The organism is Pseudomonas sp. LFM046, from assembly GCF_000949385.2.
Classification (GTDB): domain Bacteria; phylum Pseudomonadota; class Gammaproteobacteria; order Pseudomonadales; family Pseudomonadaceae; genus Metapseudomonas.
In genome coordinates, this window is the sequence record NZ_JYKO02000001.1 from 5,246,727 (window position 1) to 5,272,949 (window position 26,223).

The 26,223-nt window shown below is 64.6% G+C and carries 22 protein-coding genes and 2 tRNA genes; 3 read left to right on the plus strand and 21 right to left on the minus strand.

Going from position 1 to position 26,223, the window contains the following annotated elements; all coding sequences use genetic code 11:
- The first annotated feature begins 34 nt into the window (after nt 1-34).
- Nucleotides 35-1,942: a diguanylate cyclase gene (locus TQ98_RS24170; protein ID WP_044870783.1), complete on the plus strand. Its 1,908-nt coding sequence runs from the start codon at nt 35-37 to the stop codon at nt 1,940-1,942.
- A 98-nt stretch (nt 1,943-2,040) separates the two neighbouring features.
- On the opposite strand, the gene alr is transcribed toward TQ98_RS24170, so the two are convergent.
- The 8 genes from alr to rnr form a co-directional block, all read right to left on the minus strand.
- Nucleotides 2,041-3,117 (minus strand): alanine racemase, encoded by a 1,077-nt coding sequence (alr, locus tag TQ98_RS24175; RefSeq protein ID WP_044870782.1) that lies wholly within the window; start codon nt 3,115-3,117, stop codon nt 2,041-2,043.
- Between the two features lie 71 nt (nt 3,118-3,188).
- Nucleotides 3,189-4,583 (minus strand): replicative DNA helicase, encoded by a 1,395-nt coding sequence (gene dnaB, locus TQ98_RS24180; RefSeq protein ID WP_044870781.1) that lies wholly within the window; start codon nt 4,581-4,583, stop codon nt 3,189-3,191.
- A gap of 113 nt (nt 4,584-4,696) precedes the next feature.
- Nucleotides 4,697-5,143 carry a 50S ribosomal protein L9 gene (gene rplI / locus TQ98_RS24185; protein WP_044870780.1) on the minus strand — a complete coding sequence of 149 codons (447 nt, stop codon included), beginning with the start codon at nt 5,141-5,143 and terminating at the stop codon, nt 4,697-4,699.
- Nucleotides 5,144-5,164: 21 nt separating this feature from the next.
- Nucleotides 5,165-6,058 (minus strand): hypothetical protein, encoded by an 894-nt coding sequence (locus TQ98_RS24190; protein WP_044870779.1) that lies wholly within the window; start codon nt 6,056-6,058, stop codon nt 5,165-5,167.
- A gap of 36 nt (nt 6,059-6,094) precedes the next feature.
- Nucleotides 6,095-6,325, minus strand: a complete 231-nt coding sequence (gene rpsR / locus TQ98_RS24195; protein ID WP_003452992.1) for a 30S ribosomal protein S18 — start codon at nt 6,323-6,325, stop codon at nt 6,095-6,097.
- Between the two features lie 28 nt (nt 6,326-6,353).
- Nucleotides 6,354-6,761: a 30S ribosomal protein S6 gene (rpsF, locus tag TQ98_RS24200; RefSeq protein WP_044870778.1), complete on the minus strand. Its 408-nt coding sequence runs from the start codon at nt 6,759-6,761 to the stop codon at nt 6,354-6,356.
- A gap of 220 nt (nt 6,762-6,981) precedes the next feature.
- Nucleotides 6,982-7,731: a 23S rRNA (guanosine(2251)-2'-O)-methyltransferase RlmB gene (rlmB, locus tag TQ98_RS24205; RefSeq protein ID WP_044870777.1), complete on the minus strand. Its 750-nt coding sequence runs from the start codon at nt 7,729-7,731 to the stop codon at nt 6,982-6,984.
- Nucleotides 7,728-10,478, minus strand: a complete 2,751-nt coding sequence (gene rnr / locus TQ98_RS24210; protein ID WP_044870776.1) for a ribonuclease R — start codon at nt 10,476-10,478, stop codon at nt 7,728-7,730. Before rnr ends, rlmB begins: the two co-directional genes overlap by 4 nt.
- Before the next feature lie 205 nt (nt 10,479-10,683).
- On the opposite strand from rnr, the gene TQ98_RS24215 reads away from it, so the two are divergent.
- Together TQ98_RS24215 and TQ98_RS24220 are read left to right on the plus strand one after the other, a co-directional pair.
- Nucleotides 10,684-10,770, plus strand: a tRNA-Leu gene (locus TQ98_RS24215).
- Between the two features lie 108 nt (nt 10,771-10,878).
- Nucleotides 10,879-10,965: transfer RNA gene (locus tag TQ98_RS24220), tRNA-Leu, on the plus strand.
- A gap of 112 nt (nt 10,966-11,077) precedes the next feature.
- On the opposite strand, the gene TQ98_RS24225 is transcribed toward TQ98_RS24220, so the two are convergent.
- The 13 genes from TQ98_RS24225 to TQ98_RS24285 all read right to left on the minus strand — a co-directional run bounded on the left by TQ98_RS24225 (nt 11,078) and on the right by TQ98_RS24285 (nt 26,222).
- Complete coding sequence (locus TQ98_RS24225; protein ID WP_044870775.1) at nt 11,078-13,012, minus strand: methyl-accepting chemotaxis protein; 1,935 nt, start codon at nt 13,010-13,012, stop codon at nt 11,078-11,080.
- A gap of 155 nt (nt 13,013-13,167) precedes the next feature.
- Entirely contained in the window at nt 13,168-14,463 is a 1,296-nt protein-coding gene (locus tag TQ98_RS24230) for an adenylosuccinate synthase (protein WP_044870774.1), read from the minus strand.
- Nucleotides 14,464-14,567: 104 nt separating this feature from the next.
- Entirely contained in the window at nt 14,568-15,752 is a 1,185-nt protein-coding gene (locus tag TQ98_RS24235) for an ATP phosphoribosyltransferase regulatory subunit (protein WP_044870773.1), read from the minus strand.
- Nucleotides 15,753-15,786: 34 nt separating this feature from the next.
- The gene (locus TQ98_RS24240) at nt 15,787-15,972 is read right to left on the minus strand and encodes a DUF2065 family protein (RefSeq protein ID WP_044870772.1); all 186 of its coding nucleotides are present in this window, start codon (nt 15,970-15,972) and stop codon (nt 15,787-15,789) included.
- Between the two features lie 108 nt (nt 15,973-16,080).
- Nucleotides 16,081-16,950 (minus strand): protease modulator HflC, encoded by an 870-nt coding sequence (gene hflC / locus TQ98_RS24245; RefSeq protein ID WP_044870771.1) that lies wholly within the window; start codon nt 16,948-16,950, stop codon nt 16,081-16,083.
- The gene (gene hflK / locus TQ98_RS24250; RefSeq protein WP_044870770.1) at nt 16,950-18,119 is read right to left on the minus strand and encodes an FtsH protease activity modulator HflK; all 1,170 of its coding nucleotides are present in this window, start codon (nt 18,117-18,119) and stop codon (nt 16,950-16,952) included. Before hflK ends, hflC begins: the two co-directional genes overlap by 1 nt.
- A gap of 96 nt (nt 18,120-18,215) precedes the next feature.
- Nucleotides 18,216-19,517 carry a ribosome rescue GTPase HflX gene (hflX, locus tag TQ98_RS24255; RefSeq protein ID WP_044870769.1) on the minus strand — a complete coding sequence of 434 codons (1,302 nt, stop codon included), beginning with the start codon at nt 19,515-19,517 and terminating at the stop codon, nt 18,216-18,218.
- A gap of 12 nt (nt 19,518-19,529) precedes the next feature.
- A complete protein-coding gene (hfq, locus tag TQ98_RS24260) occupies nt 19,530-19,784 on the minus strand; it encodes an RNA chaperone Hfq (protein WP_003453015.1) in 255 nt (84 codons plus the stop codon).
- A gap of 102 nt (nt 19,785-19,886) precedes the next feature.
- Nucleotides 19,887-20,858 (minus strand): tRNA (adenosine(37)-N6)-dimethylallyltransferase MiaA, encoded by a 972-nt coding sequence (gene miaA / locus TQ98_RS24265; RefSeq protein WP_044870768.1) that lies wholly within the window; start codon nt 20,856-20,858, stop codon nt 19,887-19,889.
- 90 nt (nt 20,859-20,948) lie between these two features.
- Nucleotides 20,949-22,826 (minus strand): DNA mismatch repair endonuclease MutL, encoded by a 1,878-nt coding sequence (mutL, locus tag TQ98_RS24270; RefSeq protein WP_044870767.1) that lies wholly within the window; start codon nt 22,824-22,826, stop codon nt 20,949-20,951.
- Nucleotides 22,823-24,259, minus strand: coding sequence for an N-acetylmuramoyl-L-alanine amidase (locus TQ98_RS24275; protein ID WP_103103079.1), 1,437 nt, complete (start codon nt 24,257-24,259; stop codon nt 22,823-22,825). The genes mutL and TQ98_RS24275 overlap by 4 nt, the downstream gene beginning before the upstream one ends.
- Nucleotides 24,260-24,267: 8 nt before the next feature.
- Nucleotides 24,268-24,735, minus strand: a complete 468-nt coding sequence (tsaE, locus tag TQ98_RS24280) for a tRNA (adenosine(37)-N6)-threonylcarbamoyltransferase complex ATPase subunit type 1 TsaE (RefSeq protein WP_044870764.1) — start codon at nt 24,733-24,735, stop codon at nt 24,268-24,270.
- Entirely contained in the window at nt 24,723-26,222 is a 1,500-nt protein-coding gene (locus tag TQ98_RS24285; RefSeq protein WP_044870763.1) for a bifunctional ADP-dependent NAD(P)H-hydrate dehydratase/NAD(P)H-hydrate epimerase, read from the minus strand. Before TQ98_RS24285 ends, tsaE begins: the two co-directional genes overlap by 13 nt.
- Nucleotide 26,223: the final 1 nt, after the last annotated feature.

Below are 26,223 nucleotides of genomic sequence, written 5' to 3' on the forward strand. Positions count from 1 at the left end.
CGCAGTCGTACAAAACATACAAGGAGCATGTGCGGTGCCTCGCTCGACCCTGATTTTCTTCCTGCTTCTCTGCTGGCTGGGCGTCACCCTGCCCGCCCAGGCGGCCTTCGAGTTGACCCCGCAGAGCAGTGGCGCGCCCCTCAATGGGCAGATCGACCTGTTGGAGGACCGGGACGGCAAGCTGGATATCCAGGACATGGCCAACCCCGAGGTGCAACAGCGCTTCACCCCGGCCAACGGCCGCGCCAGCGTGGGCCAGAGCCGTAGCGTCTGGTGGGTACGGGTGCAGCTCAGCCGCAACAGCGACGCACCCAGGCAGTGGTGGCTGGAGAACTCCGGCATTACCGTCTATCGGGTCAGCCTCTTCCTCCCGGATGGCAACGGCGGCTGGACCCGCAAGGAATCCAGCGAGGCCTTGCCTTTCGCCGAAACCCGCGACTACTCCTACCGGCGCATGCTGTTCAAGCTGCCGGATATCGGCGCCGAACCGCTCACCCTGTATTTCCGCAGCTATGACCCGGCGGGCAACTCCTTCCCCCTGAAGATCTGGCAGCTGGATGACCTGAAAGAGCTGAAATCCACCGAAAACCTCGGCTTCGGCCTGATCTACGGGGTGATCCTCGCGCTCTTCCTCTACAACCTGTTCATCCTGATAGCACTGCGCGACCCCGCCTACCTCTGGTACGTACTGGCCACCGCCTCGGCGCTGGTGTTCATCCTCAGCATGACCGGGCACGGCTTCCAGTACTTCTGGCCGGATGCGCCGGTGCCGGTGTGGCTGGACCGCATCACCCTGCCGGCAGCCTGGGGCATCTTCGTGATGCGCTTTACCCAGGAGCTGCTGTTCACCCGCCGCGGCCTGCGCTGGGCGGACCGCCTGTTCCACGTGGCCTGCGCGCTCTACGCGATCGCCATCCTGATCAACGCCTTCGGCTATCGCGCCGAGGGCGCCATCCTGATCGCCATCACGCCCATCGTGACGGTGCCCACCGCCCTGATCAGTGCGGTGGTGCGCTGGCGCCAGGGCTTCATTCCGGCGCGCTTCTACCTCATCGGTTACGGCACCGTGCTGGTGAGTACCGCAGTGCTGGTCATGCGCGCCGCCGGCATCATCCAGCCGACCAACTTCACTGCTTACATGTTCCCCATCGCCATCGCGGCGGAGTCGATCCTCTTCTCCTTCGCCCTGGCCTACCGCATCCAGATGCTCAAGCAGGATCGCGCCGCCGCCCTGGAGCAGGCCGACCGCGAGAAGGCCGCACGCCTGGCGCAGATGCAGGCCAGTGCCGACGAGCTGCAGGCCGCCGTCACGATCCGTACCGCTGAGCTGGCTGCGGCCAACGTGCGCCTCAGTGAGCGGGAACGCGAGCTGGAGCACGCGGCTTTCCACGACTCGTTGACCGAACTGCCCAACCGCCGCTACCTGATCGAGCGCACCGAATCGGCCCTGGCCAGCGCCAAGCGCCATGAGCATCCGCTGGCGCTGATGCTGATCGACCTCGACCACTTCAAGCCGATCAACGACCGCTTCGGCCACGATGCCGGCGACGAAATGCTGCGCACCATCGGCCGCCGCCTGCGCGAGCACGTGCGGGGCGGCGATGCCGTGGCGCGCCTGGGGGGCGATGAGTTCGCCGTGCTGATCTGCGGGCCGGACGCCGAAGTCCAGGCCGGCGAACTCGCCCGACGCCTGCTGGAGGAGTTGGCCATACCGATGCACTACGGCGCGGAACAGCTGTCGGTGAGCATCAGCATCGGCATCGCCCTCTTCCCGCAACATGCGCGGAATTTCTCCGGGCTCTACCAGACCGCCGACCAGGCCCTGTACAAGGTCAAGGCCCGCGGTCGCTCGGGTGTGGTGATATTCGGTGAGGATGGCGAGCTGTCCAACGAAGCCAGCCTGCAACTGGATGTGCTGAAGATTCGCAGCGGACTGCTGTAGCTCTATTTGCGTAGGAGCGAGCTCTGCTCGCGAACGGGACCACTTCGCGAGCAGAGCTCGCTCCTACTGGATTCTCAGGCTGGGCGGTTGGGCTTCGCTCAGGCCAGGTAGCGGCGCGGCACCCGCGCGGTGACCTTGGTGAGCAATTCGTAGCCGATGGTGCCGCAGGCCTGGGCCAGCTCGTCCACCGGCAGTTGAGCGCCCCAGAGCTCCACCGGATCGCCTACCCGGGCCTCCGGCATGTCGCTGAGATCCACCGCCAGCATGTCCATGGAAACCCGACCGGCCAGCGGCACGCGGCGGCCGTTCACCACCACCGGGGTTCCACTGGGAGCATGGCGCGGGTAGCCATCGGCGTAGCCGCAGCTGACGGTGCCGATGCGCGACGGCCGGCTGGCTTCCCAGGTGGCGCCGTAGCCCACGGTTTCCCCTTCCGCGATTTCCCGCACGGCGATCAGTTGGGCGCTAAGGCTCATGGCCGGTTTCAGGCCCAGGTCAGCGGCGCTGAGGTCGGCGCAGGGCGAGGCGCCATAGAGCATGATGCCGGGGCGCAACCAGTCCATATGAGACGCCGGCATGGTCAGGATGGCGGCGGAATTGGCCAGGCTGCGCTGGTCGAAGTCGAGGTCCAGCAGGTCGAGGAAGGCTTCCAGTTGCACCTCATTGAGGCTGTGGCCACGCAAGTCGGCGCAGGCGAAGTGGCTGATCAGGTTGAGCTCGGCCACCTGGGGAGCGGCCCGCAGGCGGGCGTGCCAGTGACGCAGCGCATCCGCGTCGAACCCCAGGCGGTGCATGCCGGAATCCAGCTTGAGCCAGACATTGAGCGGTCGTGGCAGCCCGGCGGCCAGGAGCGCCTCCGCCTGCTCAGGCCCCTGCACCACCAGGTCCAGGCCCAGTTGGGCAGCCAACGGGTATTCCACCGGCTCGAAGCAGCCTTCCAGCAGCAGCACCCGTGCCTCGTCGTCGAGGGCGCGCACTTCGGCCGCCTCTTCCAGGCAGGCCACGGCAAAGCCATCAACCTCGCCGCGCAGGCTGGCGACCACTTCGCGCACACCGTGGCCGTAAGCATTCGCCTTGACCACCGCGAAGGCCTGCCGGCCAGGCGCGCAGCGCTTGGCCAGAGAGTAGTTGTGGCGGATGGCGGAAAGGTCGATGGCGGCGATCAGCGGGCGCATTGAGACGGGCTCATGAACGAAAACGGGCGCCCATCATACCGCCTGGGCGCCCGTGTTCATTGATCTGGAGCTTATTCGTCGTCGAACTGGTAGGCACCCGGCGCGAGGTTCTCGAAGCGCGAGTACTTGCCGAGGAAGGCCAGCCGCGCAGTTCCCAGCGGGCCGTTACGCTGTTTGCCGATGATGATCTCGGCCACGCCCTTGAATTCGGTCTCGGGGTGATACACCTCGTCGCGGTACACGAACAGGATGATGTCGGCGTCCTGCTCGATCGCCCCGGATTCGCGCAGGTCGGAGTTGATCGGGCGTTTGTTCGGACGCTGTTCGAGTCCCCGGTTCAACTGGGACAAGGCAATCACCGGGCAGTTGAACTCCTTGGCCAGGGCCTTGAGCGAGCGGGAGATTTCAGAAATCTCGTTCACCCGGCTGTCGCCGCTGGAACCGGGAATCTGCATCAGCTGCAGGTAGTCGACCATGATCAGGCCGATCTCGCCGTGCTCGCGCGCAAGGCGGCGGGTACGGGCGCGCATTTCGGAGGGCGAAATGCCGGCGGTGTCATCGATGAACAGCTTGCGGTCATTGAGCAGGTTGACCGCGGAGGTCAGGCGCGGCCAATCGTCGTCGTCCAGGCGACCGGCACGGACCTTGGTCTGGTCGATACGGCCGAGGGACGCGAGCATACGAATCACGATGGACTCGGAGGGCATCTCCAGGGAATACACCAGGATGGCCTTGTCGCTGCGCATCAGGGCGTTTTCCACCAGGTTCATCGCGAAGGTGGTCTTACCCATGGAGGGACGGCCGGCGACGATGATCATGTCCGCTGGCTGCAGGCCGCTGGTCAGGTTGTCCAGATCGGTGAAGCCGGTGGACAGGCCGGTGATGGCGTCGCCGGCATTGAAAAGCTCGTCGATGCGGTCGATGGCCTTGACCAGGATGTCATTGATGCCCACCGGGCCGCCGGTCTTGGGCCGCGCTTCGGCGATCTGGAAGATCAGGCGCTCGGCTTCGTCGAGGATCTCTTCGCCGGTGCGGCCCTGGGGCGCGTAGGCACTGTCGGCGATCTCGGTACTGATGCCGATCAGCTTACGCAGGGTGGCGCGCTCGCGAATGATCTGGGCGTAAGCCTTGATGTTGGCGACCGAAGGCGTGTTCTTCGCCAGTTCGCCAAGGTAGGCCAGGCCGCCAACCTGGGGCAGTTGGCCTTCCTTGTCCAGTTGCTCGGACAAGGTCACCACGTCGAAGGGCATGTTGCGTTCGGCCAGCTTGAAGATGGCGCGGAAGATCAGCCGATGATCGTGGCGATAGAAGTCGCCGTCGGACACCTGATCGAGCACGCGCTCCCAGGCATTGTTGTCCAGCATCAGGCCCCCGAGGACGGCCTGCTCGGCCTCGATGGAGTGCGGCGGCACCTTGAGCGCGGCGGTTTGCAGGTCGAACTGTTCCGGGACGGTGATTTCGTTCATAGGCTCGGAAAATTCTTGGGCTGGAAAGACATCGGGCACGTCACCGCTTTCGCAATGACGTGCCCGATGTTAGCGAGCCGGCACCTGAGTGCAAGCTCACTTCGACGGCTTGCTTAGCCGGCAATCACGATCAGCTTGACCGCGGCTTCGACGTCGGTGTGCAGGTGCAGAGCAACGTCGTACTCGCCAACTTGGCGAATGGTGCCGTTCGGCAGGCGGACTTCGGCCTTGGCAACCGGAACGCCAGCGGCGGTCAGGGCGTCAGCGATGTCGTGGGTGCCGATGGAACCGAACAGCTTGCCTTCGTCGCCGGCGCTGGCAGTGATGGTCACTTCCAGTTCGGACAGCTGGGCAGCGCGCGCTTCGGCAGCAGCCTTCTTGTCGGCAGCCTGCTTTTCCAGCTCAGCGCGGCGAGCTTCGAACGCAGCAACGTTCTCGGCGGTAGCAGCGGTGGCCTTGCCTTGCGGCAGCAGGAAGTTACGGCCGTAGCCGGCCTTTACGTTCACCTTGTCGCCCAGGTTGCCCAGGTTGGCGATTTTTTCGAGCAGGATGACTTCCATTTGAGTCTTACCTCTTAACTTTTAACCTTCACCGTTCGCAGGGCCGGCGCCGTTCTTGCGCGCCTTGCGTCCGCGAAAATCAATCAGACTGTCGACGATGGCCAAGACCACCAGCAACGGATAGATCAGTTGCATGAACAGCAGCAGCGACACGTACAGCCCCACCAGCCAGAAACCGGCGGTTCTACCCTGCTTCACCAGACCATGCACCAGGGCCAGGCCGGCAAAAGCCAGCGGCACGCTGCAGATCGGCGTCAGCATCGCCAGCTCCAGACCCAGGTTGGGGCCCAACAGCATGGCGACCAGCAGGCCGAAAGCCAGTGCCGGCGACAGTCTCAGCGCGCGGAACTCGCTGCCGAAACCATCGGGGTTGTACAAGGCTGCCTGCCAGTAGCGGCCGAGCATCAGGCTCAGCACGCTGACCAGCTGCAGCAGCGCCGCGATCAGGCCGGTCAGGACCGGCGCGACCATGGCTCCCAGACGCGCTCGCTCGTCATCCGCCAGTTGCGAATAGACGTTGCCCATCACCTGCGGCATGAGCTTCTGCAGCTCACCCGCCATGGCGGTTATGGGCTCGCGGAACACCGCGCCCAGCACCAGGCCGTACAGCAGACCAAGCGCTACGCTGATCATCAGCACCCGCGTCCAGGACACGCTGGAACGCAGCACCAGGGCCAACCCCAGCGCGCCAAGCAACACCATCAGGGTGCGTGGCTCGCCGAAGTACCACCAGCCAAGAGCTGGCAGCAGGGCCCAGGCAATGATGCCGAGAGCATCGTTCACACCACGCCGCAGCAGCACCAGGCTGCCAGCGGCTGCGCTCAGCCAGAACATCAGGGGCAGGGCCGCTGCACCAACCACCACCAGGGTGGCCTGCATGCGACCGCGCATGATGAACTCCGCCAGAGCGCGCATTACGTTCTATCCCTTACCCAGGTCGACCGACCTGAATCAACGGCCGTGGCTGTCGGTGTAGGGCAGCAGGGCCAGGTAGCGGGCGCGCTTGATAGCGGTAGCCAGCTGACGCTGATACTTGGCTTTGGTGCCGGTGATACGGCTCGGAACGATCTTGCCGGTTTCGGAGATGTAGGCCTTCAGGGTGTTGAGATCCTTGAAGTCGATCTCTTTCACGCCTTCAGCGGTGAAACGGCAGAACTTACGACGACGGAAGAAACGTGCCATGAACTTGGCTCCTCAATAGATCCGTGGATTACTCGTCAGCGTTGTCGCTGTCTTCGCCTTCGGCGGCAGCGTCAGTCTCAACGCGCTCACGGCGCTCACGGCGCTCGTTGCGGTTTTCCTCGGCCTTGAGCATCTCGGACTGGCCAGTGATGGCTTCGTCGCGACGGATGACCAGGTTACGGAGGACGGCGTCGTTGTAGCGGAAGTTGTCTTCCAGCTCGGCCAGGGCCTTGCCGCTGCACTCAACGTTCAGCATCACGTAGTGAGCCTTGTGAACGTTGTTGATGGCGTAGGCCAGCTGGCGACGGCCCCAGTCTTCCAGGCGGTGAACCTTGCCACCGTCTTCTTCGATGAGCTTGGTGTAGCGCTCAACCATGCCGCCAACCTGCTCGCTCTGGTCCGGGTGAACCAGGAAGATGATTTCGTAATGACGCATAAATGCTCCTTACGGGTTGTAGCCTGCCAACATCGTGGTCAGGCAAGGAGTGAATATCTCGTTTTGGCTTGCCGGGTCGGGGACGTGCACGAGCCTGCCCCCACGGCAAGGGGCGACATTCTAGAGAAGGGCGAAATGCCGCGCAAGGAAATCTGGCGATATTTTGAACAGACCGAAGGCCGAGCGAATCTCGTCGCCCGGCCTTTCGCGCCAAGCGCCTTTATTGGCGCTTTGCTTTCCGCTGGCGGACTGCCTCGAACAGGCAGACCCCGGTGGCCACCGAGACGTTGAGGCTGCTGACGCTGCCGGCCATGGGCAGCTTCACCAGGTAGTCGCAGTGCTCACGGGTCAGGCGACGCATCCCCTTACCCTCGGCGCCCATGACCAGCACGGTCGGACCGGTCATGTCCTGGTCGTAGACTTCCTGCTCCGCCTCACCGGCGGTCCCCACCACCCACAGACCTTTTTTCTGCAGCTTTTCCAGGGTGCGCGAGAGGTTGGTCACTGCCACCAGCGGCATCACCTCGGCCGCGCCGCAGGCCACCTTGCGAACCGTGGCGTTGAGGGTGGCGGACTTGTCCTTGGGCACGATCACCGCCAGCACGCCCGCGGCGTCGGCGGTGCGCAGGCAGGCCCCGAGGTTGTGCGGGTCGGTGACACCATCCAGAGCCAGCAGCAGCGGGGCTCCAGGGGTGCGTTCCAGCAGCTCGTCGAGCATGTTCTCGCCCCAGACCTGGCTGGGACTGACCTCGGCCACCACGCCCTGGTGGACGCCTTCGGCCCACTCGTCCAGCTCGTGACGGTCCTTGTGGCCCACCGCGATGCGATGCTGCCCGGCCAGGTCGACCAGGACCTGGACTCGAGGGTCATGCCGGCTCTCGGCCAGCCACAGCTGCTTGACGCGTTTGGGGTGATGGCGCAGCAGCGCTTCCACGGCATGCACGCCGTAGACCTTTTCCAACTGACTCATTTCTTGACCTTGTTACCGGGCGCCTTGGGCTTGGGCGGCCCTTTGCGGTGTTTCGTGGGTTTGTTCGCGGCTTTTGCCTTGGCTGCCTTGGCCTTCTTCTTCGGCGGCTTGGCCTCCGAATTCGCCTTACCCCTGGCCGGCTTGTCGAGGGGAGCCTGGGCCGGGCGGGTGCCCTTGCTGGCCTTGGCGCCCTGGCGCGCCTCGCTGAGCAGGGCCTGCTTGAGGGCGCGACTCCTGTTCACATCGGTATTGCCGAGCATTTCTTCGGCCTGGGCCAGCATCTCAGGTGGCACGGCCGGCAGCGCCTGGACCTTGCCGGAACGGTGCCGACGTGACGTCACCGCCGCCTGGGGTTCATGCCAGGGTTTCTCCTGGACAGCGGCACGCGCGACGGCCTTGGCACCACGACTCCGTCCCTTGCCGACACGGGGCTCGGCCACGGCTTTGGTCTTGGCCTTGGCGGATACGGGTTTGTCCGCACCACGATTCTTGCGACCGACAGGCGCAGTCAGCACGTTTTCCGAGAGCTCGAAGTCGATCTTGCGTTCGTCCAGATCGACGCGCGCCACCACCACTTCCACCTCGTCGCCCAAGCGGAAGCTGCGGCCGCTGCGCTCGCCGGAAAGGCGATGGTGAATAGGATCGAAGTGGTAGTAGTCGCCCGGCAATGCCGTGACATGCACGAGGCCTTCTACATAGATGTCGATCAGCTCGACGAAGATGCCGAAGCCGGTCACCGCCGAGATCACGCCCGGGAAGGTCTCACCCACGCGGTCACGCATGTACTCGCACTTCAGCCAGTTGGTGACATCGCGGGTGGCCTCGTCGGCACGGCGCTCGGTCATCGAGCACTGCTCGCCAAGCTGCGCCAGGCGCGGCTCATCGTAGGGATAGATGCGCGCCTTGGGCATGGCTGCCGCTCCGGCCCTGCGCACGTGGTCGCTGGCCCGCTTGGAGCGGATCAGGCCACGGATGGCACGGTGCACCAGCAGGTCCGGGTAGCGGCGGATGGGCGAGGTGAAGTGGGTGTAGGCGTCGTAATTGAGGCCGAAGTGCCCTTCGTTATCAGGGCTGTACACCGCCTGACTCAGGGAGCGCAGCATCACCGTCTGGATCAGGTGGAAGTCGGGGCGATCACGGACCGTCTCCAGCAGCGCCTGGTAGTCGCTGGGGGTCGGCTCGCTCTTGCCACGATTGAGGGTCAGGCCAAGCTCGGCCAGGAATTGCCGCAGCTTGTCCAGTCGCTCGCTGGGCGGACCGTCGTGGACACGGTAGAGCGCCGGGATCTCATGCTGCTGGAGGAAACGCGCGGTGGCCACGTTGGCGCACAGCATGCATTCCTCGATCAGCTTGTGGGCATCGTTGCGCTGGGTCGGCAGGATCTCGGAGATCTTGCGATCGGCACTGAATACGATGCGGGTTTCCTGGGTCTCGAAGTCGATGGCGCCACGCACCTGGCGGGCAGCCAGTAGCACCTTGTAGAGCTTGTAGAGCTGCTGGAGCGGCTTGACCAGGTGGGGCAACTGCTCGCCGAACAGCTTCGCTTCGGTGGAGTCCGGGGTTTCCAGGAACTGGCTGACCTTGGTGTAGGTGAGCCGCGCATGGGAATGGATGACCGCCTCGTAGAACTCGTAGCCCGTGAGCTTGCCGGCGCGGGAGAGGGTCATGTCGCAGACCATCGCCAGGCGATCGACCAGCGGGTTCAGGGAGCAGAGGCCGTTGGAGAGCACCTCCGGCAACATCGGAATGACCTTCTCCGGGAAGTACACCGAGTTGCCGCGATTGGCCGCTTCCTCGTCCAGGGCCGAACCCACCTTTACATAGTGGGAGACGTCGGCGATGGCGACAATCAGGCGCCAGCCACCGCCCTTGCGGGCCTCGGCGTAGACGGCGTCGTCGAAGTCGCGGGCGTCCTCGCCATCGATGGTGACCAGCGGCAGGTCGCGCAGGTCGATGCGCTTCTCCTTGTCCTTCTCGGCCACTTCGGGCTTGAGCTTGGCGGCTTCCTTGACCACGGCGGCGGGCCACTCGTGGGGGATGTCGTAGCTGCGCAGGGCGACTTCGATCTCCATGCCCGGCGCCATGTAGTCGCCCAGCACCTCAACCACTTCACCCTGAGCGAGGCGGAAATTGCTCGGCCATTGCTCGATCTTCACCTGGACGAATTGACCGTGGCTGGCGTCGCCCTGCTTGCCATGGGGAACCAGGACTTCCTGCTGGATCTTCGGGTTGTCGGCAACCACACGGGCAATGCCGCTCTCCTCGAAGAAGCGACCCACCAGGGTTTCATGGGCGCGCTCGATGATCTCCACCAGGGCGCCTTCGCGACGGCCACGGCGGTCGACGCCGGATACCCGGGCCAAGGCGCGGTCGCCATCGAACACCAGACGCATTTGCGCCGGACTGAGGAAGAGGTCTTCGGAGCCATCGTCCGGGATGAGGAAGCCGAAGCCGTCGCGGTGGCCACTGACGCGGCCGCAGATGAGGTCGAGCTTGTCCACCGGTGCGTAGGTGCCTCGACGGGTATAGATAAGTTGACCGTCGCGCTCCATGGCGCGGAGGCGGCGGCGCAGGGCCTCCAGCTGTTCATCGCTGGTCAGGCCGAATTCTTCTACCAACTGTTCCCGGCTGGCCGGCGCGCCCCGCTCGTCGAGGCGCTGCAGGATCAGTTCGCGACTGGGGATGGGGTTTTCGTATTTTTCCGCCTCGCGAGCGGCCTCGGGGTCGAGGTTCTGCCAATCGGCCATCAGGGGTTGATCACCTTTTTATCCATAGAGGGATTTGTCATCTGTCTTATTGAAGCGCGAATTCCGATTATCGGTCAGCTTTGCCTGAAGAATAATTTTTTTACGTTCAGGGGTTTACAACACAAAAGTCGGCTCGTATAGTTCGCGCCCACAGCGTCGCTGAGACGTTGTAGCCGGAAGCTGGTGAGCAATCATCGCATCCAGTGCCCAGGTGGCGGAATTGGTAGACGCACTAGGTTCAGGTCCTAGCGGTGGCAACACCGTGGAAGTTCGAGTCTTCTCCTGGGCACCATTTTCAGAAACCGAGCCGCAAAGCTCGGTTTCCTGTTTAACGGATCGTACGGTTCCGTGTCGTTCAACGATGAACACCGTATAAGTCGATGAGCAATCATCGCAATGTGCCCAGGTGGCGGAATTGGTAGACGCACTAGGTTCAGGTCCTAGCGGTGGCAACACCGTGGAAGTTCGAGTCTTCTCCTGGGCACCACTCTTAAACAAAGCCGAGCTCTGCTCGGCTTTGTGCTTTCCGGCTTCCGGAAGTCCGCTGCATCCCCAGCAATAAAGGAAGGGCCTACGCCCTCCCCTCATCACGACACCCTCTACGCCCTGAACTGACCCAGGCTGGCCTTGAGCTGATCGGCCAAGCCGGCAAGCACTCGCCCGCTGCTGGCGGTGGCGGCAACCGCCTCGGCCGCCAGACTGGCCTCGGCATGGATCACATCCACCCGCCCCCGCACGCCGTCAGCCCCGGCCGCCTGATGCTCGGCAGCACGAGCAGCTGCCTGCACCGCGCCATGGACCTGTTCCACGGCCTGCTGCACGCTGTGCTGCAGACGCTCGCTGTCGCGCAGAGCCTCCAACCCTTCCACGGCACGCTCGCGGGCCTGGGAAATGGCCGAAACGGCCTCACGGGCCCCGGTCTGCAGGGCCGCGATATGCTCCTGGATATCGCCGGTGGACTGCTGGGTCTTGCTGGCCAGGGCCCGGACTTCGTCGGCTACCACCGCGAACCCGCGACCGCTCTCTCCTGCCCGCGCGGCCTCGATCGCAGCATTCAGCGCCAGCAGGTTGGTCTGCTCAGCAATACCGTGGATGACCGACAGCACCATCTCGATCTGTTCGCTCTGCCGCGCCAGCCGCTCGATCACCTCGGAGCCGTTCTGCACGCGAGCCTCCAGGGTTTCGATCAATCCGCCCACCTTGCGCGCAATGGCCGCATTGTCCTGGGCGGCCTGGCGGATTTCGCCCACCTGGCGCAAGGCATCCTGCATCGCCTGGCTCTCGGCCTGGGCCTCGGCCACCATGCCCGCCAACGCACTGAGGCTGCCTTCCACTTCGCTGCGCTGACGATGGGCCGCCGCCTCAGCGGACTGGCTGCGCTCGGAGAGCGCCTTGATTTCCAGGCCGGTACGCTGCGCCACGTCGCCTGCTTCGCGGACGATGGGCTGCAGCTTGTCGACGAAGCGGTTCACCGCCGCGGCCATTTCACCCACCTCGTCGCGGCTGTCCAGTTTGACCCGACGGGTCAGATCCCCTTCCCCGGCAGCCAGGTCGTTCAGGGCATCGATCAGCAGGCGCAGGCGCACCACCACGCGACGCCCCAGCACAACCGCCAACACCAGCAACACGCCAAGCCCTACCAGCGCAAGCCCCAGGCCGATGCGCCAGCGCAGCTCACCTGCCGCCGACTCCACCGCCTGACGGGTGCCAACACTCATGCTGACGGCCGTCTCACGCGCCGACTGCAGCCGCGCAGTCAGCGCCGCACTGCTCTCGGTAGCGGCGCCGGCGAGGCTTTCGCCCACCAACTCACCACCACTGGCAATCAGAGCCGAGAAGCGCTGGTCCAGCGCCTTGAGTTGCTGCTCCACGCCGGCAGTGGAAACGCCCATGCGTACCTTGCCGATCTCCACGCCATTGGGACTGATGGAAGCCTCCACCAGGTAGACGGACGAATCATTGGCCGCCGCGCTCAGCACCTTGTCCAGCGCCCGATCACCCTGCCCCTTGGCCAGCAATGCCTTGATCTGCGGGTTCTCGCGATTGAGGTAACGGGTCAGGTGCTGGCCTTGGGCATCGTCGTAGACGACAAAGAGCACATTGGGATTGCGCTGGGCACGCCGCGCGAACTCGGACAGGGTGGGTACGTCGTTGTCCCACATTGCCCGCGGCGCCACGGCAGCGAGCAGTTGGGCCAGGTCATTGGCCGACTCCTTGAGATTCTGCTCGAGGGTCTGGCGCAACTGACCCTGCTCCTGCTGAAGACGCTCGGTGAGTGCGCTACTCAGGCGCTCGCGGGTCTTGGTGGAGAGCGCACCCAGGCTACCGGACACTTCCTGTCCTGCCTGCTCCAGATCCCCCGCTAGACGCTGGGTATCGCCTCCCAGGCGCACACCTAATTCATCCACCAGGGAATTCACGGTGCCCCGGGTCAGGGCGACGGCCACCATGACCTGCACCAGCAGGGCAATGCCAAGGGCAACGAAGACCGGACGCAGCAGACGGCTTTGCAACAGGGACAGAATGGCTGACACGACGAGCGACTCCTCTACAACCGTTACCTCTGTAACGGCGACAACGCGGATTTATAAAGGCCAGCAAAGTGCGTGCCGATCAGCCGTGCGACATTTGGAACCACTGAAACGACGAAGGGCCGCTCTAGGCGGCCCTTCTGGGGGAGTCACGGGACTCAGGCGTACGGGTGACGCAGGATGATGGTCTCGTTACGGTCCGGACCGGTGGAGATGATGTCGATGGGCGCGCCCACCAGCTCTTCCACACGCTTGATGTAAGCCACGGCATTGGCCGGCAGCTCGTCCAGGCTCTTGGCGCCGACGGTGGATTCGCTCCAGCCCGGCATTTCTTCATACACCGGCTGCAGGCCGATATAGCTGTCGGCGTCGGTCGGGGCATCTTCCAGCAGTTCGCCATTGGCGCCCTTGTAGCCGGTGCAGATACGGATGGTTTCCAGGCCGTCGAGCACATCCAGCTTGGTCAGGCAGAGGCCGGAGAGGCTGTTGATCTCGATGGCGCGACGCAGGATCACGGCGTCGAACCAGCCGCAACGGCGGGCACGGCCAGTGGTGGAACCGAACTCGTGGCCACGCTTGGCCAGGTAGGCGCCGGTGTCGTCAAACAGCTCGGTCGGGAACGGGCCGGAACCCACACGAGTGGTGTAGGCCTTGGTGATACCGAGGATGTAATCCAGGTACAGCGGACCGAAGCCGGAACCCGTAGCGGTACCGCCAGCGGTGGTGTTGGAGCTGGTCACGTAAGGGTAGGTGCCGTGGTCGATGTCCAGCAGCGAGCCCTGGGCGCCTTCGAACATGATGTAGGCGCCTTGCTTGCGCAGCTGGTGCAGGCGCGCGGCGACGTCGGTCATCATCGGCTTGAGCAGCTCAGCGTAGGCCAGAGCCTCGTCCAGCGTCTTCTGGAAGTCGACCGCCGGCTCTTTGTAATAGTGCTGCAGGACGAAGTTGTGGTAGTCCAGCAGCTCGCCCAGCTTGGCGGCGAAGCGCTCGCGGTGGAACAGGTCGCCGATGCGCAGGCCGCGACGAGCGACCTTGTCTTCATAGGCCGGGCCGATACCGCGACCGGTGGTACCGATCTTGGCGTCGCCACGGGCCTTTTCACGCGCCTGGTCCAGGGCTACGTGGTACGGCAGGATCAGGGTGCAAGCCGGGCTGATGCGCAGGCGCTCGCGCACCGGTACGCCTTTCTCTTCCAGCTTGGTGATTTCGCGCATCAGCGCATCGGGAGCGACCACCACGCCGTTGCCGATCAGGCACTCGACGTTCGAGCGCAGGATGCCGGACGGGATCAGGTGCAGCACGGTCTTCTCGCCATCGATCACCAGGGTGTGGCCGGCGTTGTGGCCGCCCTGATAACGCACGACGGCGGCAGCCTGGTCGGTCAGCAGATCGACGATCTTGCCCTTACCCTCATCACCCCACTGGGTGCCCAGGACTACGACATTCTTACCCATAACACTTGTCCTCTTCGCAGAAGCTCGATGCCGGCAGCCGCCGGCGGAAAACACGGAAACTCGTTTGGGGCCGGCCCTTCAGCACCGGCCTTGAAGCCACTTCCTCAGGAAAGCGCCGCCACCTGCCAGCGCCCGTCACGCAGGACCAGCTGGCGATCGCATTCAGCCTCCCGCGCACTCGCAACTTCCTGACCCGGCAGGGCCTGCACCACGCGCTGGCCATCGGCGCGCAGGCGCTTGACCTCGTACCAAAGGTAGGGGTCGTGGCTGTCCGGTGCCCAGATGCCGGGAACCGGCTGATCCAGAACCATGTTGCCCAGGGTCACCAGGGTCTTCAGGTCGGTGGAGAAGCCGGTGGCGGGGCGGGCGCGACCGAAGTCGGCGCCGATGTCGTCATAGCGACCGCCTTGGGCAATGGACTGCCCGACGCCCGGCACGAAAGCCGCAAAAACCACTCCGGTGTGATAGTGATAGCCGCGCAGCTCGCCCAGGTCGAAATAGAGCGGCAGCTCGGGATAGCGCAGCTCCAGCGCGTCGGCGATGGCGATCAGCTCATCAAGCGCGCGGTGCACTTCGGCGGGCGCATCCATCAGGACACCCTGGGCCAGATCCAGCACCTCTCGGCTGCCGCAGAGCTCGGCCAGGGAGCGGAGCATGGAGGCCAGCTCATGGGGCAGGTCGTCAGTGAGCTCGGCCACCTCGTCCACCGCCTTGCGCTGCAGGGCGTCGAACAGGCTGCGCTCGACTTCGCCGGACAGGCCGGCGGCCTGGGCCAGCCCACGGTAGATGCCGACATGACCGAGGTCCATGTGCACATCTGGCACGGCGGCCAGATCGAGCATTTCCAGCATCAGACTGATGACTTCCACGTCGCTGGCCGGGCTGGCGTCGCCGTACAGTTCAGCACCCAGCTGGATCGGACTGCGCGACGTGGACAGCGCACGCGGTTGGGCATGCAACACGCTGCCGGCGTAGCACAGACGATTCGGGCCTTCACGGCGCAGGGTATGCGCGTCAATACGCGCCACCTGCGGCGTGATGTCCGCGCGAAAACCCATGAGGTGGCCCGACTGCGGGTCGGTCACCTTGAAGGTCCGCAGGTCGAGGTCCTGACCGGCACCGGTCAGCAGGGACTCGAGATATTCGATATGCGGAGTGACCACGAAGTCGTAGCCCCAACGCTGGAACAGGTCCAGCACCTGGCGGCGGGCTGCCTCGATGCGTGCCGCCTCGGGCGGCAGTACTTCTTCGATACCGTCTGGCAGCAGCCAGCGATCTACCGTTGCCATTTCGCCAATCCCCTCTCAGCCGGGCGGCAAGCCATCAGTGAAGCAGATACAGGAGGCCAGTCCCCAGCAACATGCTGGACAGGCCCATCAGGCGGAGATGGCGGTCCTTGAACTCCGCCAACCCAAGTACCGCGGTGCGCCAACGGCGCGGATAGAGGAAGGGCAGGATGCCTTCCAGCACCAGCATCAGACAAAACGCAATGCCGAGTTCCTGCCACATGATTCCCGCGGACGCAAAAAAGCCGGGATTTCCCGGCTGACCCATGATAACACGTTTTCCCTGACGGTCACCCCGGCGGACGATGAGCGTCCGCCGGGAGGGGATCGATCAGCGTGCGGCCTTGTCCAGATAGCGGAAGAATTCGCTATTGGGGTCCAGCACCATCACGTCGCTCTTGTTGCCAAAGCTTTCGCGATAGGCCTGGAGGCTGCGGTAGAAGGCATAGAACTCCTGGTCCTGACCGTAGGCCTTGGCGTAGATCGCAGCAGCTTTGGCGTCGCCATCACCGCGAGTTTCTTCGGCCTCGCGATAGGCCTCGGCCAGCAGCACACGGCGCTGACGGTCGGCGTCGGCGCGAATGCCTTCGGCCAGCTCCGAACCCTTGGCGCGGTGCTCACGAGCTTCACGCTCACGCTCAGTGCTCATGCGCTCGAAGACGCTGCGGTTCACTTCCTTGGGCAGGTCGATGGCCTTGACCCGCACGTCCACCACCTCGATGCCCAGCTCCTTGCTGGCCATGCGGTTGAGGGCCGCCGTGATGTCAGCCATCAGCGCGTCGCGCTCGCCGGACACCACCTCGTGCAGGGTGCGCTTGCCGAACTGATCGCGCAGGCCTGCTTCGAGACGACGGGACAGACGCTCGTCGGCGATCTGCTTCATGCCGGAAGTCGCGGTGTAGAAACGCTCAGCATCAGCCACGCGCCACTTGGCGTAGGCATCCACCATCACCGCTTTCTTCTCCAAGGTGAGGAAGCGCTGGGTCGGGGAATCCAGGGTCAGCAGGCGGGCGTCGAACTTGCGCACCTGGTTGACGTACGGAATCTTGAAGTGCAGGCCTGGCTGTACGTCAGCCTCGACGATACGGCCGAACTGCAGCAGGACTGCCTTTTCGGTCTGCGACACGATGTACAGGCTGCTCCACAGAAGCAGGGCCGCTACCACGCCACCGATCAGGGCAAACAGCGATTTATTGCTCATCAGCGACTCTCCCTGGAACGCGAATTGCGCTGCTGCAAATCAGAGGCAACGCGCGAGCCGAGATCGCTGCCGCTTGCGGCAGCCGATGCGGCCGGTGCTACCGGCGCGGGGCTGGCGCCACGGTTGTCGATCATCTTGTCCAGCGGCAGGTAGAGCAGGTTGCTCTGACCATCCTTGCCGGACACCAGCACTTTGCTGGTATTAGCCAGCACGTCCTGCATGGTTTCCAGATACAGGCGCTGACGCGTGACTTCCGGTGCCTTATGGTACTCGACGAGCAACTTGCTGAAGCGGTCGGCCTCACCCTGGGCGCGAGCGATCACTTCATCGCGGTAGCCGTTGGCATCTTCGATGATGCGCTGGGCCTGGCCACGAGCCTCGGGCACCACGGCATTGGCGTAGGCCTCAGCCTGGTTCTTGGCGCGCTGCTCGTCTTCGCGAGCACGAATCACGTCGTCAAAGGCTTCCTGCACTTCACGCGGGGCAGCCGCGCTCTGCACGTTGACCTGGGTGACGGTGATACCGGTGCGGTAGTTGTCGAGGAAGCGCTGCAGGCGCTCCTTGATCTCACTGGCCATCAGCTCGCGGCCTTCGGTCAGCACCTGGTCCATCTCAGTGGAGCCGACCACATGCCGCAGTGCGCTTTCGGTGGCGTGCTGCAGGCTGACCTCAGGCTGGTCGACATTCAGCACGAAGTCCTGGAGATTGCTGATCTTGTACTGAACAGTGAGCGGCACTTCGACGATGTTCTCGTCCTCGGTGAGCATCTGACCCTGCTTGCTGTAGGCACGCTCGCGGGTGACGTTCTCCTGGAACTTGCGGTCGAATGGCGGGAAGTAGATGTTCAGGCCAGGGCCGACGGTCTCGTAGTACTTGCCAAAGCGCAGCACCACAGCCTGCTCCTGCTCGTCCACCACATAGACGGCGCTGTACAGCCAGACCACGGCAAGCAGGGCAATACCGATACCAAGCAGGCCGAAACCGCCCGACCGGCCGCCATCCTCGTCGCCGCCGCCACGTTTCTTGCCGCTGCCGAACAATCCGTTCAGGCTGTCCTGCAGCTTGCGGAAGGCCTCGTCCAGGTCCGGTGGCCCTTTGCGGTCGCCACCGCGGCGTCCGCCCCAGGGGTCCTGGTTATTCGAGTTGCCACCCGGCTCGTTCCAAGCCATAGCGCTCTCCATACTGATAAAGCAAAGACGCGCCCACGGCGCGCCCGCCCATGCTACCCAAGCCAGCAGCCCGTCGCAAAACCACCTAAACGGGCTTTATTGCAAAGTGTGTTGCTCGAGGAACTCGCTGGGCTGCCAGCCCTCGCGACTGACCAGCCGATTCAGTTCGACGCGCGGCAAACGCACGGCCAAGAGGATGTCCCCGGCCTCATTGTGATCTTCGGTCTGCACCGCACCCAACGCGAAGAACTGGGCCCGGAGCCGACCGAAACGCTGCGGCAAGCGCAGGGTACCCACGAACAGGTCATCGCCCAGCAACTCGGCCACCGCCTGCTCCAGCAGCTCGAGGCCACTGCCATCGCGCGCCGAAAGCCAGACCCGCTCGGGCTTGCCTTCCTCATCACGCTGGATGTGCGGCTCGACGCTCTCCAGCAGGTCGACCTTGTTGTAGACCTCCAGCATCGGCAGGCCTTCGGCACCGATCTCACCCAGCACCGCCAGCACTTGTTCGATTTGCGCCATGCGCTCGGGCTCGTGCGCGTCGATCACATGCAGCAGAAGATCGGCGTTGGCAGATTCCTCAAGGGTAGCCCGGAAGGCCTCCACCAGCTTGTGTGGCAGATGGCGAATGAAACCTACGGTGTCGGCCAGCACTATCGGCCCCAGATCGTCCAGCTCAAGCCGGCGCAAAGTAGGGTCGAGGGTGGCGAACAACTGGTCGGCCGCATACACCTCGGCGGTGGTCAGCGCATTGAACAGTGTGGACTTGCCGGCGTTGGTATAGCCCACCAGGGAAACAGCCGGGATGTCTGCACGCTTGCGCCCGCGACGAGCCTGCTCGCGCTGGCTGCGGACCTTTTCCAAGCGTTGCTTGATCTGGCGTATGCGCACACGCAGCAGACGGCGGTCGGTTTCAAGCTGGGTTTCACCCGGGCCACGCAGGCCGATGCCGCCTTTCTGGCGCTCAAGGTGGGTCCAGCCACGCACCAGGCGCGTGCTCATGTGATTGAGCTGGGCCAGTTCGACCTGCAGCTTGCCTTCATGGGTACGGGCGCGTTGGGCGAAGATATCGAGAATCAGACCAGTACGGTCGAGCACCCGGCACTCCAGGGCGCGCTCGAGGTTGCGCTCCTGGCTGGGTGTGAGGGTGTGGTTGAAGATGACCAGTTCGGCCTGCTCGGCCTTGACCAACTCGTGCAGCTCGTCGACCTTGCCGCTACCGATCAGGTACTTGGCCGTTGGCTGGTGACGGGAAACGGAGACGAATGCCACCGTGTCCGCACCGGCCGAACGAGCAAGTTCCACGAACTCCTGCGGGTCTTCGCGCGCCTCGGGATCTTGACCTTCCAGATGAACCAGGATGGCCCGTTCACCACCACCAGGGCGTTCGAAAAACAATGCAGTCTCCTATCAGGCGTTACCCGGCTCAGGCTGCTCTTGCTCGGAAGCGCTGGGCAGACGTACCGGACGACTCGGTACAACGGTGGAGATGGCGTGCTTGTAGACCATCTGGCTGACAGTGTTCTTCAGCAGAATCACGAACTGGTCGAAGGATTCGATCTGGCCCTGCAGCTTGATGCCGTTGACCAGATAGATGGAAACCGGTACGCGCTCCTTACGCAGGGTATTGAGGTAAGGGTCTTGTAGCGAATGCCCTTTTGACATGTGCCGCACTCCTTTAGGGATCAATCGTTTTAGTTTTCAAATGACAGAAAAGATGAATGGTGGCCGCCCTACCCCCAAGGATAGACGGTAACCAATAAGGCCTCAGTCCAATATGGAGACCGACCTCAGGTATTTCAAGGTACGCGGCAGATTGTCGCAAGCCAGGCTGTCCAACCAGTGAAGATCGGACCAACTGCGTAACCAGGTGAACTGCCGTTTGGCCAGTTGGCGGGTGGCGATGATGCCTCGCTCCTCCATCTCGGAGCGGGTCAACCCTCCATCCAGGTATTCCCACACCTGGCGATAGCCGACCGCCCTGATAGACGGCAGTCCTGAATGCAAGTCACTTCTGCTGCGCAGCGCTTCGACCTCTTCGATGAAGCCCTGTTCCAGCATCAGGCGAAAACGTTGCGCAATTCTTTCGTGTAGCACCTGCCGCTGCGTGGGAGCGATGGCAAGGTGGGCGACATTATAAGGCAAATGCGCCGAGCCGGGCGCGTTACCGGCCAAATTTTGTGCAGCCTGCCGCTGCCGATGGGCCGTCATGGTAAGGCCGCTGACCTTGAAGACTTCCAGCGCCCGGGTCAGCCGCTGGGGGTCGTTGGGATGGATGCGCGCGGCGGATTCCGGGTCCACCGCCGCCAGCTCCTTATGCAGAGCCTCCCAACCCTCGCGGGCGGCGCGAGCTTCCAGCTCGGCGCGCACCTTGGGGTCGGCGCAGGGCATGTCCGCCAACCCCTCAAGCAAGGCCTTGTAATAAAGCATGGTGCCGCCGACCAGGAGCGGAATTCTGCCCTTGGCGCTGATTTCCGCCATGGCGGCCAGGGCATCGGAGCGGAACTCCGCCGCCGAGTAGCTCTCGGCCGGGTCGCGGATATCAATCAGACAATGGGGGAATTCGGCCAGAGTGGCCTTGTCCGGTTTGGCGGTACCGATGTCCATGCCACGGTAGATCAGCGCCGAATCGACGCTGATCAGCTCGCAAGGCAGGGTTCTTGCCAGCTCCAAGGCCAAGTCGGTCTTCCCGGCAGCCGTGGGGCCCATGAGAAAGATGGCGGGGGGAAGTCGGGACATTGTCGAACTCGAATGACGGGCTTGGAAACTGAATGAAAAGCACCAGCGCCAGGCAGCCTCAGGCCACCAGCGCTTTTGTCAGCTGCTCTATTACCGTCCCCGCAGGAACAGCTTGTCCAGGTCATCCATGCCCAGCTGGGTCCAGGTCGGACGCCCATGGTTGCATTGGCCGCTGCGCTCGGTGTGCTCCATGTCGCGCAGCAGGGCGTTCATTTCCGGCTGAGTGAGCCGGCGATTGGCGCGCACTGCACCATGGCAGGCCATGGTGCCCAGCAATTCGTTCAGGTGGGCCTGGATACGATCGCTGGTGCCGTACTCCAGCAGGTCGGAGAGCACGTCACGCACCAGTTGCGAGGCCTCCGCCTGCTTCAGCAAGGCGGGAATCTGGCGGATGGCCAGAGTTTCCGGGCCGAGACGCTGCAGCTCGAAGCCCAAGCGACGGAACCACTCACCATGCTCCTCGGCGCAATCGGCCTCGCGCTGGCTGACGGCAATGGACTCCGGTACCAGCAACGGCTGACCCTTGAGACCTTCACTGGCCATCGCCAGTTTCAGGCGCTCGTAGGTGATGCGTTCATGGGCCGCGTGCATGTCCACCAGCACCAGGCCCTGGGCGTTTTCAGCCAGGATATAGATGCCCTTGAGCTGGGCCAGCGCGTAACCGAGGGGCGGCACATCGCCCTGGGATTCAGGCAGCGCAGCAGGCGCACTGGCTCCGGGCAACGGCGCGAAGAACTCGCGATAGGCACCCTGGGCTTCGGCAATCGGCACGACAGGCTGCGGACGGGGGGCCTGGTAGCCGCCGGACGACGGGCGCAACACAGGTTCGGCCGCTGGCTGCTCCAGCACATTGGCGGCCAGACTCATCTCCCCTTGGGGGCCGAACTCGCCGGCGGCGAGGCCGGTCGGACGCACGACCGCGTCAGTGGCAGCCGGCGCGGCCAACTGGTCCTCGGGGCGCACTTCGCCCAGGGCGCGATGCAGCGTCCCATAGAGGAAGTCGTGGACCATGCGGCTATCGCGGAAGCGCACTTCGTGCTTGGTGGGGTGCACGTTGACGTCCACCACTGCCGGGTCCACCTCGAAAAACAGCACAAAGGTGGGATGACGGCCGTTGTAGAGCACGTCGCGGTAAGCCTGGCGCACGGCGTGGGCTACCAGCTTGTCACGCACCATGCGGCCGTTGACATAGAAGTACTGCAGATCCGCCTGGCTGCGGGAGAAGGTAGGAAGGCCGACCCAACCCCAGAGATGCAGGCCATTGCGCTCCACCTCGATAGGCAGCGCCTGCTCCAGGAAAGCCGGACCGCACACGGTAGCGACGCGGCGGGCGCGGGCGATCGCGTCCTGAGCTTCATGCAAGGCGAAAATGGTCTTGCCGTTGTGCCGCAGATGGAAGGCCACATCGAAGCGGGCCAGGGCCAGGCGCTTGATGACTTCCTGCAGGTGATCGAACTCGGTTTTCTCCGCCCGCAGGAACTTGCGTCGCGCCGGGGTATTGAAGAAGAGGTCGCGTACTTCAACCGAGGTGCCCACGGGATGGGCGGCCGGCTGAACCCGAGCCTCCATGTCGCGGCCTTCGGTTTCCACCTGCCAGGCCTGGTCGGCGTCGGCGGTGCGCGAAGTCATGGTCAGGCGTGCCACGGAGCTGATGGAGGCCAGGGCCTCGCCCCGGAAGCCCAGGCTCATGACCCGCTCCAGGTCTTCAAGGTCGCGGATCTTGCTGGTGGCATGGCGAGCCAGCGCCAGAGGCAGGTCGTCGGCCGGGATGCCACCACCGTCGTCGCGCACCCGCAGCAGTTTGATCCCGCCCTGCTCCACCTCGACGTCGATGCGCCGGGCGCCGGCGTCGAGACTGTTCTCCAGCAACTCCTTGATGACGGAGGCGGGACGCTCGACCACCTCGCCCGCGGCGATCTGGTTCGCCAGCCGCGGACTCAGCAGCTGGATGCGGGGCAGTGTGCTCATGGCTGAGCCGCCAGGGTCGCGGCTGGGATGTTGAGCGTCTGGCCGACCTTGATGTTGTCGCTGCTCAGCGAGTTGGCCTTGCGCAGGGCCGACGTGCTTACCTCATAGCGCTGGGCGATCAGGGCCAGGCTTTCGCCGGAAGTGACCACATGCTCACGCGGGCCAATGGCGATCTTGCCCTGGTCACGCAGCCAGGCGATGTAGGTGCCGGGCGGCGGATTCTGCTGGAAGAATTGCTTGACGCCGGTCTTGATGGAACGGGCCAGGGCCTGCTGGTGACCCGGACTCGCCAGTTTCTGGGATTCGTTGTGGTTGGAGATGAAGCCAGTCTCCACCAGGATGGAGGGAATGTCCGGCGACTTCAGCACCATGAAGCCCGCCTGCTCCACCCGGCGCTTGTGCAGCGAGGTGACCTTGCCGACGTTGGACAGCACCTTCTGCCCCACATTGAGGCTGGAGGACATGGTCGCGGTCATCGACAGATCCAGCAGTACACCGGCCAGCATGCGGTCCTTGTCATCCAGGCTGACACTGCCATCACCGCCGATCAGGTCGGAGCGGTTTTCGTTGTCAGCCAGCCAGCGCGCGGTTTCCGAAGTGGCACCACGGTCCGACAAGGCGAACACCGAGGCACCGAAGGCGCTGCGGCTGGGCGCGGCGTCGGCGTGAATGGATACGAAGAGATCGGCGCCCTTCTTGCGAGCGATCTCGGTACGCTTGCGCAGCGGGATGAAATAGTCGCCGGTGCGCACCAGCTCGCCACGGAAGCCTTTTTCCTGGCTGATCTGACGCTGAAGCTCCTTGGCAATGGCCAGGGTCACGTTCTTCTCATGCTGGCCCTTTGGCCCGAGGGCGCCCGGGTCCTCGCCGCCGTGGCCGGCGTCGATGGCGACCACGATGTCGCGCTTGCCGCCCGGAACCGGCGGCAGTTTGCTGGGGGCGGGTTGGGTAGGAGTCACCGGAGGCTGGGGCGTGCTTGGCGCGCTGGCCACTTGGGGTGCGCTGGCCTCGGCAGCAGCGGCGTCCTGGTCAAACAGGTCCACGACCAGGCGGTTGCCGTACTGCTGATTGGGCGCCAGGGTGAAGCTCTTGGGCGTCACGGTGGCGGAAACGTCGATCACCACCCGCACGTCGGTCGGCGTGCGTTGGGCGGAGCGAACGGCTGTGATCGGCGTATTGCTGAGAGACAGCTGCTCCAGCTTGGTCGCCAGCTGGGCCCCATTGATGTCGATGACGATGCGGTTGGGCGCGGTCAGGGTAAAGACCGAATGCTGCACCGGACCGGACAGATCAAAGACCAGACGGGTATTGTCAGGTGCGCGCCAAAGCCGCACTCCGCGGACCTCCGCGGCAGCCAGGACATCAGCGGCGAACGCCGCAAGCAGTACCCCAATCCCGGCAAACAGTGCGCGCGAGCGCATACCCCACCCCATCTTTGTTTTCATGCTCCCAAGGCCAGGGCGGCACACCATGCTTCGCCACGTTCGGTGTGTGGCGAAAACCGCAGCGAACGGCCGCCCGCTTGCGGCGTAATGTTAATGTCCAGGTCGGCCTTTGGCAAAATGCCTTCCCCTCGTTGAGGCCACTCGATCAGGCACAGGGCGTCGCCCTCGAAGTAGTCGCGGATGCCCATGAACTCCAGTTCTTCGGGGTCCGCCAGACGATACAGATCGAAATGGAATGCGCGCATTTCGCCGATCTCGTAGGGCTCCACCAGGGTGAAGGTGGGGCTCTTCACCGCTCCGGCATGGCCCAGCCCACGCAGGATGCCGCGAGACAGCGTGGTCTTGCCCGCTCCCAGGTCCCCATGCAGGTACAGAACGCCGCGACCGCCGGTCAGGGCTGCCAGGCGGGCGCCCAGGGCAAGCATGGCCTCCTCGCCTTCGGCATTCAGGATCACTTCAGGCACGGTGCAAACTCCTCGAGCAACTGACGAATGGTCGGAATCAGGTCACTGGCTGCCAGGCCCCTGCCCTCCCGGGACAGGGCTTCGCCGGCGCAGGCATGCAGCCAGACGCCCAGGCAGGTGGCGGCAAAGCCGTCCATGCCCTGGGCCAACAGGGCGCCGATCAACCCGGCGAGGACATCACCCAGCCCGGCCCCGGCCATTACCGGGTGACCACGATCGCAAAGCGCCAGACGGCCGTCGGGGGCCGCCACCAGACTGCCGGCGCCCTTGAGCAGGACGACGGCGTTGAATTTCTGCGCCAGGGCCAGCGCGGCGCGAGGCCGGTCGGACTGGACCTCTACAGTGGAAACGGCCAGCAGCCGCGCGGCCTCACCGGGGTGCGGGGTGATGACGCAACCGGCGGGCAAGCACACCTTCTCCGCCGCCAGCAGATTCAGGGCATCGGCGTCCCAGACCTGCGGCACCGTCAGACCGGCCACGGCACTGAGCAGGCTACGGCCCCAGGCGCCCTGGCCGAGGCCAGGACCGACCACCAGCACGTCGGCCTGCTCGGCCAGCCCCAGCAACTGATTGGCGGAACTCACCCCGGCACACATCACCTCGGGACGACGCGCCAGCGCGGCAGGCACGTGCTCCGGCCGGGTCGACAGGGACACCAGCCCGGCGCCACTGCGCAGCGCACTTTCTGCCGAGAGCAGGGCCGCGCCACCCAGGCCGCGATCGCCCCCCACCACCAGCAGATGCCCGAACTGTCCCTTGTGGGCAGTTCGCGGGCGCGGCGCCAGGCGCTCCAGGCTGCCAACAGCCATGCGTTCAGCCACCCGAGGCGTCAGGGCAACCAGGGCCGGATCGGCCTGGAGATCGTCGAACACCAACTCGCCCACCCGGTCGGGAGCATCTGCCGTGAACAGGCCGACCTTGAGCCCGATGAAGGTCACCGTCAGATGGGCGCGCACGGCCACACCCAGCACGCGACCGGTGTCGGCGCAGAGGCCGGAGGGGATATCGATGGCCAGCACCGGGAGGCCGCTGGCATTGAGCAGGCGGATGGCCTGGGCATAAGGCTCACGCACCGCGCCAGACAGGCCGGTACCCAGCAGGGCATCCACCACCACGCCTTCGAGGGACGCGCATTCGCTCCAGGGCTGGATGGCGATGCCAGCAGCGACCGCTTCATCCCGCGCCAGGGCGGCATCGCCGGTCAGGGCGTCTGGCGCGCCGACTGCCAATACGTTCACCCGCCATCCCGCCCGCTGGGCCAGCGCCGCCACCAGATAACCGTCACCGGCGTTGTTGCCGCGACCGGCCAGCACGCTCAGGCAGCCCGCTTCCGGCCAGCGCCGGCGCAAGGCGCGCCAAGCCGCGTGGGCCGCACGCTGCATCAGTTCAAAGCCCGGGGTGCCGGCGGCGATCAGGCGCGCGTCGAGGTCGCGCACCTGGGCGGCGGAATGGAGCGAAAGAGGCAGGTCGTCGCGGGAGGGAAGCATC